Here is a 13,004-nt window from a genome sequence, read left to right on the forward strand (position 1 = left end):
ATTGTGAACTGTGAATTGTGAATTAAAAAAATTGTTATAAGGATACATTTGGAATTAGTAATTTATATTTTTGAAGTAATATATCTAGAGATAAACAGCTTTTAATACTATTTTGCTAAAATTTCTCTTAAGTATTCACTTAACTCCTCAGCTGCTTTCCTATGAGCTAATACTCCTGGATGGCATCTTGAACCAACTGTTTCTTCTGTTGTATTCGGAAGCTGAAACACTGTAATTTTGTTATCTCCAGTTTCATTAATAAAATTATCTATGGCACGATAGATTGAAGGCATCACAGGTATTCCGAGCATTCCATATACCCACACAATATGCGCTTTTTTATTATATTCTCTAAGCTTAATTAAAAAAGCCTTAATAGCATCTTCAAAAGCCTTCAAATCTTTATCATTGTAAGTACCATCTTCACTCAATCTCTGTTTATGTGTTTCTCCAGTTACTTCATCCTTCCACTCTGGTGAATTAAAAGCTTCTGCATCATTTGTCCCAAGATTAACAACAACTACATCTGGCTGCCAAGCAGAAAAATCATTTTGCTCAAAAGCACCTAAAGCTTTATTTTTTTCTCCAGTAAGGAGACCACAAACTTTATCATAATACTCTGGAATATTATAATGAGGATTGTTATCCCAACTTGTAAGAACTCCCCATCCACTCTGAGAAATAACTCTATAATCCGCATTTAAGGCTTCTGCTGTCATATACGTATAATTATTTATTGCACTAAACCACATAGGAATCCATTCTTGCTCCTTTTTAGCTCCCACTGTTCCTTCCCCAGAAGTAATGCTGTCTCCTATGAACTCAATTCTATATGGCTTTTCAGAAACAGGCAAAAATTCACCATTAAATTTTATTGCATGTATCTTTAAAGAACAATCAGGATCTCCATTCATGGCTTGTACCTCTCTTACAATCCGGAGATTTTTAACATCATTTTCATCCATATTCCTAAATATACAAACCCAGTATCTTCCCGCAATTAAAATTTGTCTGCTTACAAGGGCAGAATCTACAAGTACACTAATCCAAGGTTCATACATATCATAATCTACCTCAACCTCAATCCAGAGTTCTGAGCCCTTTACATTTAACTCAATACCACTTCCCGTCCAAAATAAAGTTAGTGGTGAAAGACTTCCTGCTACTCTCCCGTGAACCTTTAAGTTTTTAATATCCGACAGCATATATAGCTTTAAACTTTCATTTTCTTTCATTTTACCCGTCCCCCATAATATTACTTTTCTACATAAAACGTATTTATTGAATGTGATTTTACACTTGCCGAAAAACTTTCCCCATTACACTCAAATGTAAAGCTTCTATCATTATCCATGGCATTTCCAACTATAACTACTAAATCACCATTAGGATTTTCAAATACAACTGAATTTGATGTCCAATGTCCACTTGTCACAACTTTTCTTGCCCCTGGCTTTACAAAATGAGAAAAGTGTTTCATAACATAAAATTCTGGCTGATAAACAACTTTTTTTGTTTCTTCTTGTACTGTTATCATGCTATTTTGCTGCCATCCCCAAGTACTAACTCCGCCTTCCGGTAATACCATGTTCCAATATATATAACTCTCTACACCATGTTGAAAATAATGCCAGAATAGTCCAAATACATATTCTGCATGTTGCCAACTATTTTCTCCATTTCCGCATTCATTTTCTGTTTGCATTAGCCTTATTTTTGGATAACTCAATTCTGTTTGTTCAATTACATGCTTTCCACCCCATTGAAAGCCTACTCCAGAAATATACTTACGAGCATCCTTATCTGCTAAAACCGTATTAACATATTGATCATAAAATTCAGAAAAAGAAGCACATCCAGGCATTGATACTTGAAAATCAACAAATGGACCATTTATAGTTCCTAGCCATATCTCAGCAGCTACTTTTTTTTCTTTCATTTGTGGTCCCAAGTAGTATTTAACAAAATCTCTAAGCTCTTTCCCACTCCACAAGCATGATGGAAATTTTTGATCTGCCATTGGCTCATTTTGAATGTGAACCTGATCTACTTTCACTCCCTCTTTCTCATACTTTTCTAAAAACTTTATAAAATAATTTGCATATGCCTTAAGCGTTTTGTCTTCCCATTTCAATTTTCCGTAGTTATATGTACGTTTTGTCTTCATCCATATTGGAGGACTCCACGGAGAAGCAAATAGTGAGATTTCAGGTTTTCTTTTTATTGCCTCTTTAATGTATGGAATTAAATATTCCTTATCTCTTTCAATTGAAAAATTCTTTAATTCGTAATCATCTGGAGTTTCATCATAACTATACCATTCTAAAGCATAATCACTAGCACCCATAGGTAACCTCCCGACATTAAAAGAACATCCTTCCTCGTTAAATAAATCATCTAAAATCTTGTTTCTAGTTTGGTTATCTAACTTTTTTAGGGTCTCCCATCCAGCTTCATTAAAGCACCCACCAAATCCTTTAACTTTTTGTTTTCTCTCACTTGTAACCTCTAAGGTGTCTTCGTATTTTTCGCTTTTTAATTCGCCTTCCTTCCAAAATTCTTGTTCATTGCTATAAATATATTTAATCACTTTCATTATCTTCACCTCTTTAAATATTTTTCATAGTATTTTTATGCAAATTTACTTTCAAGTTTCAAATACTTTATCTTTCATAATACTTTTTTATAACTTTTTCTGCTGGTTTTCCATACACTTCGTATCCCTTATCCTTTTCGGCTCTACTTAAGGAATACTGTTTCCATGCCCAATCCCACATTGCAAAACCAGAAACCCATTTTCTTTTAAATGTGGCCTCAAACATAGCTTCATACCATTCTGCTTGCTCAGCTAAATCAACATTTCCTTCCTGGCACCAATCATTTGGGACAGCAGAAGAACCTTTGGTTGACATGCATCCAGCTTCTGCAAAGAAAAACGGCTTATTAAATTTTTTAACTACCTTTTCAATACGATCTAATTCCTTTTCCCAATCTAAAAGTGGATAATAACCGCTTGAAGAAATCACATCTATGCAATCCCACCACTTTACGTTGTGCTCTTGGTATTTATCTGTATTGTAGGATATTAAGTTATGATACACGCCCCTTATATCTGCTATAAGCTTTCGCCACTCCTCTTCTCTTCTTTCTGACATAACCATCTCACAACCAGCAATAAACATTTCGCAGCCCATTTTTTCCGCAATTGCTGCATAATGAAGCTGAAAATCTGTATATGCTTTAAACCAATTACTCCATTTTGGCTCACAATGAACATCTTCATCAAAGAAATTAATATGTGCTCTCCAGGTTCCATTCTTACAATTTACTGTTGGCTTAAGCGCTACTCTAAGCCCTATTTTTTTTGCATACGCTATAATATCTTCCAATTCCTCATCTGATACTGTTGAATTTGAAGTATAACAAATCTCTTCTGACTGTGGAGTATCCTGCAAACCATTTGGCACAAGTATTATAAAATTGATTCCAACTCTCTCTTTTAAATTATCTAAACTTTTATAAGCTTCTTTATTTTTATAGCTTCCCCTTCTTGCAAAAGGTGCAAAAGTAAATCCCTTAATAAACTCCAAAAAATTCATCTCCTTAGTCTATTCTATATACATATAACTATATCAATTTGCTTTTCCATCTGATATAATACAATTGTTTAAAAATGGAATGAATCTATTTTATGGAGGCTGCTATGAATTATTTATTTGAAGAAAATAATATTTTAACTTCACCTTATGAAGCCTTTTTATTTGATACAAAACATGATGGCTTTCCTGTAAAAGCTCATTGGCATTATTTCATGGAAATTATTTTTATGATTAAAGGAACCGCTATAATAAATTGCAATGACGAAGAATACACCTTGGAACCTGGTGACTTAATTTTATTTCACCCTCAAGCAGTGCACGCAATTTTTACAGCTTCACAGGAACCGCTAAAATATGATGTGCTTAAATTTGATATAAATAGTTTAAATATAACTATCAGCAATACTTCAAAGCTTAGTGCAATTTTTAAATCTGCAATAAATGATCCCGCTGCACCCATTTTACTTCCTGCAAAATTATTTAAAAACTTTTCCTTAGATAATATACTTAACAGCTGTATTGAAGAAATATTAAATAAAGATTATGGATATGATATCCGCTTTCAAGCTTTAGTGTCCTCACTGTTAATTGAAATTCTTAGAATATGGAGAAGAAATGGTTTTAATACAAATACTACTGCTTTAGTTGCATCAGACACGGATTCCTTGTATACGATTTTACAATACATAGACGAGCATTCTCATGAGACTTTAAAAGTGGAATATTTAGCTGAAAAGTGCCATATGAGTTATTCTTATTTTGCGAAAAAATTTCATGAACTATATGGACAATCTTGTAAGGATTACATTGAATTTATAAGGATAAGCAAAGTTAAGGATTTGCTATTATTTACGAATTTTGATTTAAACTATATAAGCCAAGAGACAGGTTTTGCAGATTGCAGTCATTTAATACGCACTTTTAGAAAAAAGACAGGTGTAACACCAAAGCAATTTAGGTTGAAGCATACTATAACAAAAATGTGAAATCAAATTTATTAATTTGGGCCGCTTTAAATTGGCACACTTTTAGGTAATTCGATATTAATCGCAATTTCATTATCATTGCATTCTGCCCAAATTTTTCCCCCATGAAGCTCAATGATTTTCTTCGATATAGGCAGTCCCAGTCCAGAACCTTCAATTTCAACATTTCTAGATTTATCGATTCTATACATTTCATCAAACATTTTTATTAAATCTTCTTTACTAATATTATCCCCTTCATTAACAAAGGAAAGCTTAATAACTTTATCTTCATCTGACATTATAATTTTAAAAATAGAATTTTTATAACTATACTTTTCCACATTTTTTATTAAATTTTCAATAACTCTAATGAATTTTTGAATATCAATTTCACAGATTAATTCATTTTTGGTACATTCAATTTCAACCTTTATATCCTTTTCTGATAAAAATAAAACATGTTCCCCAACTATTTGATTTACTAAAACTGCTATATTAAATGGAACTTTATTTAACTTTACATAGTTATTTGAAAGCTTGGTGTATTCAAAAAGTTCTTCAATTAATTTTTTTAAACTTTTACTTTTTTCATAAGCTACTCCTAAAAACTCCTGCTGCTTTTTTGTAAAGTTTTCTTTATCACTATCAAGAAGCTCCATATATCCAATTATAGATGTTAAAGGTGTTCTTAAATCATGTGAAACTGCAACAATCAATTCATTTTTAGCTTCTTCCTGCTTTTTTTCCTTTTCATAATTCTCTTTAAGCCTTTCGGACATTGCATTTACATCCTCAGCTAATCTGGCAATTTCATCTCCTCCCTTTATTTTTATAGGATTTAGGTATTGTTGAGTTTTTATGCCTTTAACACTTTCTCCTATATATTTCAAATACTTAATACGCCCATTAATTGCAATAAAAAAAACAACTACAAAAGTTACTAATCCTAATGCTAAAAATGCAAATCCCAAAGCAACCCCATATTGAGCATAATATTTAGGACCCAGATTAAATACATTTTCTATTATACTTGCTAAAGATATCGTAACAAAATAACTTATTATAATATCAATAGGAATTAAAATTAATAATTTTACCATTATATTATTAATCCACATTTTTTTCATATCTTATACCCAACTCCCCAAACAGTTTTAACGTATTTCGGATTTTTAGGATCTAGCTCAATTTTTTGTCTGAGATTTGTTATATGAACCACAACAGCAGTGTCTGCTACTGCAAATTGCTCATTCCAAATACTCTCATATAGTTTTTGAACCGAAAAAACCATTCCTCTATTTTTAGCTAAGCATTCTAATATGTCAAACTCCTTTGGTGTAAGCTTGACCTTTTCTCCCCTTACTATAACTTCATGTGTATCAAAATTAATAGTTAAATCTTCAATAGTAACAATGCTACTGTTTTGAGGTTCTGTATTGAACTTTTTATATCTTCTAAGTTGCGCCTTTACCCTAGCTATCAGCTCCATGGAACCAAAAGGTTTAGCGATATAATCATCAGCGCCTACTGTTAATCCTTCTATCTTATGGATTTCTTCATCTTTTGCTGATAAAAATATTATAGGCATAGTATAGTTTTCTCTAATTTTCATACAAGCACTTATACCATCCAAAACTGGCATCATAACATCTAGAATAACTAAATCAAATTTATTTTCATTAATTATAATTAAAGCTTCAGCTCCATTAGCAGCTTCTTTAACATTATATCCCTCATTTTCAAGGTAAACTTTGATTAAGTTACGAATACTCTTGTCATCATCTACAACTAAAATATTTGCTTTCATACACCTGTTCCTTTTCTAAAATTAAATATCCATTGTAAAAATGGTCAATATTTTTTGCCTTAATTTTTGCACTTCAAGACATAAGCTGGTGGTAGATTTAAAAACACCTTTTTTCTTATAATTTTATCAAAATATGTCCTAAAAAGCTTCATTTTAAATAAAGAATATTGAAAAGTTATAAATTCACCTTTACCTTTTAGTATTTCTTTTGTAACTAATAATATTCTTCTGCTCATAGCATCAGGTAAACTTGCAAAAGGAAGCCCTGAAACTATGTAGTCAACCTTATTAATCTTATAGTTATTTAAATGTTGCTTTAAGTTTTCCGCCGAATCATTTATGAGTATGAAATTAGGCTTGTCCTTAAACTTTTCTTTTAATATTTTATAAAATTCTGCATTATATTCTATAGCAATAAATATAGTATTATCTCTTTTTTTATTTAATATTTTTTCTGTAAAAGCTCCTGTTCCTGGTCCATATTCAACTATACATGAAGCATTAAAAAAATCAATGTCTTCAACCATCTTATATGCTAATTTTTTTGAGCTTGGCGCTACTGCACCTACTGTTCTTGGATTTTTTATATACTGTTTTATAAAATTACTAATATCCATTTTATCTTACCCCTCTATTTTAATATGTGAGTAGTATAAAATACAAATATTAAGCTTTTACCAAGATAAATATTAAGAATTATTAAGACGCCTTAATTCTATTCCATATATAAAACGTATAGTATGATACAAAAGCAATTGCAAGAACCGCAAAAACTTTAAAAATAAATGTATTCTGAAGCCCATTTCCTAAAAAACCATATAAAAATATCATAGGTGCATCCGCCATTACTGTAACTAAAATGCATTTTTTATAATTTAGCTTTATACTTGCAGCTAAAACAGTAATTAAATCTGAAGGAGTTACTGGACAAGCTATTCCCAATGCTAACACTTTATAACCGTGTTTTTTAATGATTGCTAAGTTCTCTTTATTTTTTTCTAGAAATTCTTCTCCTAGTAATTGTTTTTGAAAAAACCTTCCAACTACATACATAATACTTTGTGAAATTGCCAAAGATACGACTGATAAAATAAAGCCTTCATATGGACCAAATATCATACTTCCACAAATAATGAAAATGGTTTGAGGAATAAAGAATACTACCCTTACTGTTGATAAAAATACAAATAGACATCTCATTTTAATTGGATTATTCCCTATAATGGCATTAATTTTATTTAAGTCTGTTGTAACCAGTCCAAGCCTATGTAATACACATACAACTGCTGTCCAAAAAATTAAAATCATTATTATTTTATTCTTTCTTTTCATATTAACCTCCATTGTTAAAAAAATATGCTCAACTACAATTGCACACTACATTCTTTTGTGTAGCTTTCATTTTGATATTCTAAATTAATTCTTTTAAGATTTTGCATATAAAATTATTAAGATTTACTAAGATTTTGCTATCCTATACAAACAAATATAGCCAGTCAAAGTGACTAAACATATCACTTTAACTGGCTATATATACTATTAACTATATTTATTCTAATTAGATTGTTTTAAAGCACTTTTCAATATCATCCAACTGATTTTTGAAATTTTCTGCAGCTTCTTTTATTTCCTCTTCATTTTGCCTTTCTAATATTTTTTCAAAATGTTCAGCAAGCACGGAAATAAATGCTCTCTTATCACCAAGTGCTTCCTCATATAACCTTTCTGCCCTCGCCAAAAGATATCTATTTTTCGCTCTTTCCCTTGGATGAATTTTTATATCCTTAAGAGCTACAAGCCTTTTTTCCACTTCCTGTTCAGACATTACTCCAGGATTTTCTTGAATTACAACCCTCTTTGTAGTGCCAGTCTCAACAGCTGTAACTTCAACCTCAAGAATTCCATTAATATCATAAGTATATCTTACATCTATAGATTGTTCTCCAGCTGGTGCAGGTGGTACATTTATTTTAAGAGTACCAAGTTTAACATTGTTTTTAGTTAACCTGCTCTCACCTTGAAATATATCCACTCTTATTTTAGTCTGCTTATTAACTATAGTATAAAGTCGTTTTACCTTGCTTACAGGTATTGGAGTGTTTCTTTCTATTATTGGGAAAAAGTATCCATCCTTATAATCACTTTCAGATATCCTGTGAGCAACCTCTGTGCCTAATGTATATGGGCAAACGTCTGTAAGTATTAATTCTTCCAAATTTTCATTTCTATCCTTGAGAGCAACTTGAATTGCTGCACCAAGAGCAACTGCTTCATCTGGATTTATATTAGAATACGGTAACTTTCCAAACATCTTACTTACAACCGATTTTATAAACGGCATGCGTGTAGCCCCTCCAATTAAGATTACCGCATCAAGATCCTCCGGTGCTAAATTTGCATCCTTTAAAGCCCTTTCTATTGGCTGACGAAGACGTATTAAAAGGGTATTTGCGAGTCTTTCAAATTCATCTCTAATAATTTTCTTTTCAAAAGTTTCATCATCTTTAGTAAATTCCATTTTGCCTTCATTATTATTACTTACAGCTTTTTTGCAAATTTCAGCCTGCTTATATATAGCTGAACGTTCCTTATTGTCAAGAGAATCGACATCTATTTTATTAATTTCAAGAAAGTAAGATACCAGTAAATTAGTAAAATCTTCACCACCTAAAAAATTATCTCCTGCTATAGATTTAACCTCCATTATACCTTCAAACATCTCTAAAATGGATACATCAAAGGTTCCTCCCCCAAGATCAAATACAAGAAATTTTGTATCTGCATCTTTTAGATGAATTCCATAGGATATTGCTGCCGCAGTAGGTTCACTTATGAGTCTTTCTACACTTAAACCAGCAAGTTCTGCTGCATGCTTTGTAGCCTTTCTTTGAGTATCATTAAAATATGCAGGAACACTTATAACAGCTTCCGAAATCTCCTCTTTTAAAAATGCCTCTGCATCTGCTTTCAAAGATTTAAGCACAAAAGATGATAAATCCTCTGGTGAAAATACATACTCACCTAACTTATAAAGCTTACTTGTCCCCATATATCTCTTAAATGCAGAAGCTGTATCCTGTGGATGTGTAATAAGTCTCTCTTTTGCAATTTTACCCACAAGTATTTCACCATTTTCATCTACGCTTACTATGGATGGAGTAAGATTTTCTCCAAAAGCATTTGGTATTATCTTTGGTCCATCATCAGTAAAATAAGCAGCTAGGCTATTGGTTGTTCCCAAATCAATTCCTATCTTTGCCATCCTCAATCACCCCAATTACTTTTTAATTTGGCTATATTTTATTATATCGGTTTTGTTTTTGGTATGTAAACCATAAAGTTACAATTTAACACAGAGTACGGAGTACAGAGTACAAAGTACAGTGAATGATGATTTACCTTTTGCTTTGCTTAAGTAAATCTTAAACTTAATGTTGTCAGCTTCGCTGAGCACCATGTATGGCGCGATTGCGCAGCAATAAAAAAATAAGTTTTCAGATTTTTCGCAGTGCTAACGGAGAAAAATCATCCTTCGTTGTACTCTGTACTCTGTGTTAAATTGTAATTTATAAGTATGAATTTTGTATAAGTAATTTTAATTTTTTAAATTGCTTATCTATAGAAACGTTTCTCTTTAAATTTCTTGACATATATTAAAATATAATATACGATTACCTTGCACAATGTAACTTTAATATACATATTGTGTATTATATCTATATAGATATACCAGCTCAACTATTAAAATTCATGTGCACCATAATGCCAAGAAACCAGCGTTTTGGTACAAACAAATTTTAAGTTTCACAATGGTATATCTCTATTACAGGAGGAAAAGTTTGATGAATCCCATACCTAGAAAAGAACGAGAAAGACAAGCAAGAGAAGAAGATATAATAAATGCAGCAGAAAAAATATTCATAGAAAAAAGTTATAGTGGAGCTTCAATGGAAGAAATAGCAAAGGAATGCGAGTTTACTAGAAAAACGCTTTACCAGTATTTCAGTAACAAAGAAGATTTATATTATGCAGTTATAATCAAAGGCTTTACTAGACTTTTAGCTTATTTTGAAAAAGAAATAAAAAATGGAACTACTGGCTTTGAAAAGCTTCAAAATATTGGCTTTGCTTATTATAAATTTTATAAAGACTTTCCTGGTACTCTTAACCTTATGAACTATGTTGGATACGTTAAATCAAAGAAGGAAAACATACATAAACACGAGGAATTTAACAAAATAACAAACTTAGTAGCACAAACTATTGCAAAAATCATCGATGAAGGTAAATCAGATGGTAGCATTCGTACAGATATTGATACAATGAGCGCAACTCTATCCTCTGAGTTTCTAACAACTGGCTTTTTTAACATGCTTTCTGTATCTGGCGCCACCTTTATGAGTCACTTTTCACTTAATGAAGATGATTTTATACATTTTAATATTACTTTACTCTCAGGTATTTTCCGCAATAAAAATGATATGCTTTAACCCAAAATACCATATGATTGTTTTTGAGGTTTACCTAAAATTTCGGCAGGAATAGTATCAATTCCTGTAATCACCTTTAAAAAGGTTTGTATTTGCTCGTACATTATTTCAGCATCTAATTTATCAATATCCACATTTGATGATATCTTACACAAATAATCTGGAGCAGGAACAAGTGAAATTGTTGGTATGCCCTCTTGAAAAAGTGGCTGCCCTTCACCAAAATAAATATTATTCCTAGGTCTTAAGGTAATAGTTCTAACTTTATTTCTTCCTTCTAAAGCTTTAATGTATATATCATTCATCACATTATTCCCTGTGTATACCAATTCAAGGTCTATTGGATTAGTTTTACTATAAGTTAAATGTTTTTTATCATCCTTCCATTCTGTGCAGCCTAGATGTTCAATTGTAACAGCTGCCACTGCTTTTTTATTATTACCTTTTCCATCCCAAAACTCAGGATGATCCTGTAACCATCTTGAAGTTGCTTGGCGATTATTTACTCCAAACTGAGGTAATTGAAAATGCCCCGTAGCAAATACAAATATAATTGTTCGATTTCTCTCGCTAAGTGGAAATTTAGAGAAATAATGAGCCAAAGCAAGTAACCCTATACCCCCATTTTCTTCACATGCATTCGGACCATCTGTATGTGTATTTACAATTATTGTTTCCTTTGTATTACTTCCAGGCAGTACTGCATAAATTGATTTTGATAAAGCACTGCTTTCTACCTTTGCCTCTAAAATAATATTTGCCCTAACTTTAGTTCTAGCAATTTTTTTTAACCTATCTCCTGTTTCTCCATCCACCCAAATAGCTGGACATCCTTGATAATCGACTGTGAAAGGCAAATATTGCTTCACAGCATTGTCGTAAGATAATTTTCTCCAAATGCATATAACTCCAAGCACACCTTCCTCTGCCGCCCTTTTTAAATTAGGACCTTTCAAAACAGATCCAATAACAGGATTAGTTATTAAAGCTGGAAGTTTAACTTGCTTTGGATAAGAATTTCTTTTTTTGAAAATCACAGAACTAGGCATTGATGGTATGTTTACTTCTACTATTGCTATTTTTCCTTTAGCCTTTTTAAAATCACATTTTTTCTTACCACAATATATAAGTTCACCACTAACCCCATCCTTTGATGTTTGTCCTGAATAAGGATAATAGGAGGTTGTTTTCAATTCTTCTATTGTTTCGTTATTTTTTTGAATAGTTAGCTTACAATCTTTTGCTTCCCATTTATTAAATTTATATTCATCATGAAAAACTTCTAATCCATAGTTTCTAAGCTCATTTTCTATAAAATCAATATATTTTTTATGGGAAGCAGTTCCTGTTAATCTAGGTCCAAGATTATTTATAAACTTTTGAAAATTCCATAACTCTTCTTTACTCAAAATCTTCTTCTCTAAATTTTTTATCATAATATTCCCCATCCTTTAATTGACATTTGTTGATTAATTGATTTATATTGATTATATTATTCTATAAAAATTCTAACAATGTGCCATTTAATTGAAAAATGTTAGTTATGCGACACTATTAATAAATTTGTAAATTAAAAGGAGAAAATTTTTAATGAAAGAACAGGATAGAAGATCTAAAAGAACCAAACGAATGTTAAAAAATGCACTTATAGAATTGTTAAAGACAAAAAATATCAACCAAATTTCTGTTCGTGAATTATCAGAACTGGCTGATATAAATAGGGCAACTTTTTATCTTCACTATAAAACTCCTCATGATTTTTTACTTCAGCTTGAAGATGAACTTTTTAATATAATTTTCACTTCATACAAAAATCACGATATCAATAATCAATATGACTTTTTACTTTTACTTTACAAATGTATAGGTGACAATTATGAATTGCTAAAAGTTCTGCTTAATTCAAATACAGGCAGCACTTTTTGGGATAAATTAAGTGACTCAATTAAAGCTCAATATAGCTCCCTATGGTCGTCCCATTTAAGTTCTTTAACCAATAATGAGCTTCAATACTATGCTAATTTCATAATAGATGGATACGTTTCTGTAATAAAGTCTTGGTTATTAAAAGGAAGATTAGAGTCTCCTGCTGAAATGGTTGAATTATCCATGCGTTTTCAATATAAAATCATTTAAGTAC

12 protein-coding genes are annotated in these 13,004 nt (G+C 31.1%); 3 read left to right on the forward strand and 9 right to left on the reverse strand.

Annotated features, from left to right (window positions below; translation table 11 throughout):
- Positions 1–107: 107 nt before the first annotated feature.
- The 3 genes from CUEA01_RS22155 to CUEA01_RS22165 all read right to left on the reverse strand — a co-directional run bounded on the left by CUEA01_RS22155 (position 108) and on the right by CUEA01_RS22165 (position 3,590).
- Positions 108–1,235, reverse strand: a complete 1,128-nt coding sequence (locus tag CUEA01_RS22155) for an SGNH/GDSL hydrolase family protein (protein WP_234124348.1) — start codon at positions 1,233–1,235, stop codon at positions 108–110.
- Positions 1,236–1,255: 20 nt separating this feature from the next.
- Positions 1,256–2,596: a glycoside hydrolase family 30 protein gene (locus tag CUEA01_RS22160; RefSeq protein ID WP_234124350.1), complete on the reverse strand. Its 1,341-nt coding sequence runs from the start codon at positions 2,594–2,596 to the stop codon at positions 1,256–1,258.
- Between the two features lie 67 nt (positions 2,597–2,663).
- On the reverse strand, positions 2,664–3,590 hold the full coding sequence (locus CUEA01_RS22165) for a glycoside hydrolase family 113 (protein WP_234124352.1): 927 nt from the start codon (positions 3,588–3,590) through the stop codon (positions 2,664–2,666).
- A gap of 113 nt (positions 3,591–3,703) precedes the next feature.
- Between CUEA01_RS22165 and CUEA01_RS22170 the strand changes: the two genes are divergently transcribed.
- A complete protein-coding gene (locus tag CUEA01_RS22170; RefSeq protein WP_234124353.1) occupies positions 3,704–4,585 on the forward strand; it encodes an AraC family transcriptional regulator in 882 nt (293 codons plus the stop codon).
- Between the two features lie 26 nt (positions 4,586–4,611).
- On the opposite strand, the gene CUEA01_RS22175 is transcribed toward CUEA01_RS22170, so the two are convergent.
- From CUEA01_RS22175 to CUEA01_RS22195, 5 genes are all read right to left on the reverse strand, one after another.
- Positions 4,612–5,694 (reverse strand): sensor histidine kinase, encoded by a 1,083-nt coding sequence (locus tag CUEA01_RS22175; protein WP_234124355.1) that lies wholly within the window; start codon positions 5,692–5,694, stop codon positions 4,612–4,614.
- The gene (locus tag CUEA01_RS22180) at positions 5,691–6,374 is read right to left on the reverse strand and encodes a response regulator transcription factor (RefSeq protein ID WP_234124356.1); all 684 of its coding nucleotides are present in this window, start codon (positions 6,372–6,374) and stop codon (positions 5,691–5,693) included. Before CUEA01_RS22180 ends, CUEA01_RS22175 begins: the two co-directional genes overlap by 4 nt.
- 59 nt (positions 6,375–6,433) lie before the next feature.
- Positions 6,434–6,991 carry a class I SAM-dependent methyltransferase gene (locus CUEA01_RS22185; protein ID WP_234124357.1) on the reverse strand — a complete coding sequence of 186 codons (558 nt, stop codon included), beginning with the start codon at positions 6,989–6,991 and terminating at the stop codon, positions 6,434–6,436.
- 82 nt (positions 6,992–7,073) lie between these two features.
- Positions 7,074–7,706: a TVP38/TMEM64 family protein gene (locus tag CUEA01_RS22190; RefSeq protein ID WP_234124358.1), complete on the reverse strand. Its 633-nt coding sequence runs from the start codon at positions 7,704–7,706 to the stop codon at positions 7,074–7,076.
- 226 nt (positions 7,707–7,932) lie between these two features.
- Positions 7,933–9,636 carry a molecular chaperone HscC gene (locus CUEA01_RS22195; RefSeq protein WP_234124359.1) on the reverse strand — a complete coding sequence of 568 codons (1,704 nt, stop codon included), beginning with the start codon at positions 9,634–9,636 and terminating at the stop codon, positions 7,933–7,935.
- A 580-nt stretch (positions 9,637–10,216) separates the two neighbouring features.
- Between CUEA01_RS22195 and CUEA01_RS22200 the strand changes: the two genes are divergently transcribed.
- Positions 10,217–10,864 carry a TetR/AcrR family transcriptional regulator gene (locus tag CUEA01_RS22200; protein WP_234124360.1) on the forward strand — a complete coding sequence of 216 codons (648 nt, stop codon included), beginning with the start codon at positions 10,217–10,219 and terminating at the stop codon, positions 10,862–10,864.
- Here the strand turns inward: CUEA01_RS22200 and CUEA01_RS22205 are convergent.
- Positions 10,861–12,300, reverse strand: a complete 1,440-nt coding sequence (locus CUEA01_RS22205; protein ID WP_234124361.1) for a zinc-binding metallopeptidase family protein — start codon at positions 12,298–12,300, stop codon at positions 10,861–10,863. The genes CUEA01_RS22200 and CUEA01_RS22205 overlap by 4 nt on opposite strands.
- 154 nt (positions 12,301–12,454) lie before the next feature.
- Between CUEA01_RS22205 and CUEA01_RS22210 the strand changes: the two genes are divergently transcribed.
- The gene (locus CUEA01_RS22210; protein WP_234124362.1) at positions 12,455–13,000 is read left to right on the forward strand and encodes a TetR/AcrR family transcriptional regulator; all 546 of its coding nucleotides are present in this window, start codon (positions 12,455–12,457) and stop codon (positions 12,998–13,000) included.
- Positions 13,001–13,004 lie beyond the last annotated feature (4 nt).

Source organism: Clostridium hydrogenum (genome assembly GCF_021432385.1).
GTDB classification, from domain to species: domain Bacteria; phylum Bacillota; class Clostridia; order Clostridiales; family Clostridiaceae; genus Clostridium_S; species Clostridium_S hydrogenum.

What these genes read in the sequence shown, in the direction of transcription:
- CUEA01_RS22155 (WP_234124348.1), bottom strand. Translation starts at nt 1,235, where the DNA reads ATGAAAGAAAATGAAAGTTTAAAGCTATATATGCTGTCGGATATTAAA.
- CUEA01_RS22160 (WP_234124350.1), bottom strand. Translation starts at nt 2,596, where the DNA reads ATGAAAGTGATTAAATATATTTATAGCAATGAACAAGAATTTTGGAAG.
- CUEA01_RS22170 (WP_234124353.1), top strand. Translation starts at nt 3,704, where the DNA reads ATGAATTATTTATTTGAAGAAAATAATATTTTAACTTCACCTTATGAA.
- CUEA01_RS22175 (WP_234124355.1), bottom strand. Translation starts at nt 5,694, where the DNA reads ATGAAAAAAATGTGGATTAATAATATAATGGTAAAATTATTAATTTTA.
- CUEA01_RS22180 (WP_234124356.1), bottom strand. Translation starts at nt 6,374, where the DNA reads ATGAAAGCAAATATTTTAGTTGTAGATGATGACAAGAGTATTCGTAAC.
- CUEA01_RS22185 (WP_234124357.1), bottom strand. Translation starts at nt 6,991, where the DNA reads ATGGATATTAGTAATTTTATAAAACAGTATATAAAAAATCCAAGAACA.
- CUEA01_RS22190 (WP_234124358.1), bottom strand. Translation starts at nt 7,706, where the DNA reads ATGAAAAGAAAGAATAAAATAATAATGATTTTAATTTTTTGGACAGCA.
- CUEA01_RS22195 (WP_234124359.1), bottom strand. Translation starts at nt 9,636, where the DNA reads ATGGCAAAGATAGGAATTGATTTGGGAACAACCAATAGCCTAGCTGCT.
- CUEA01_RS22200 (WP_234124360.1), top strand. Translation starts at nt 10,217, where the DNA reads ATGAATCCCATACCTAGAAAAGAACGAGAAAGACAAGCAAGAGAAGAA.
- CUEA01_RS22205 (WP_234124361.1), bottom strand. Translation starts at nt 12,300, where the DNA reads ATGATAAAAAATTTAGAGAAGAAGATTTTGAGTAAAGAAGAGTTATGG.
- CUEA01_RS22210 (WP_234124362.1), top strand. Translation starts at nt 12,455, where the DNA reads ATGAAAGAACAGGATAGAAGATCTAAAAGAACCAAACGAATGTTAAAA.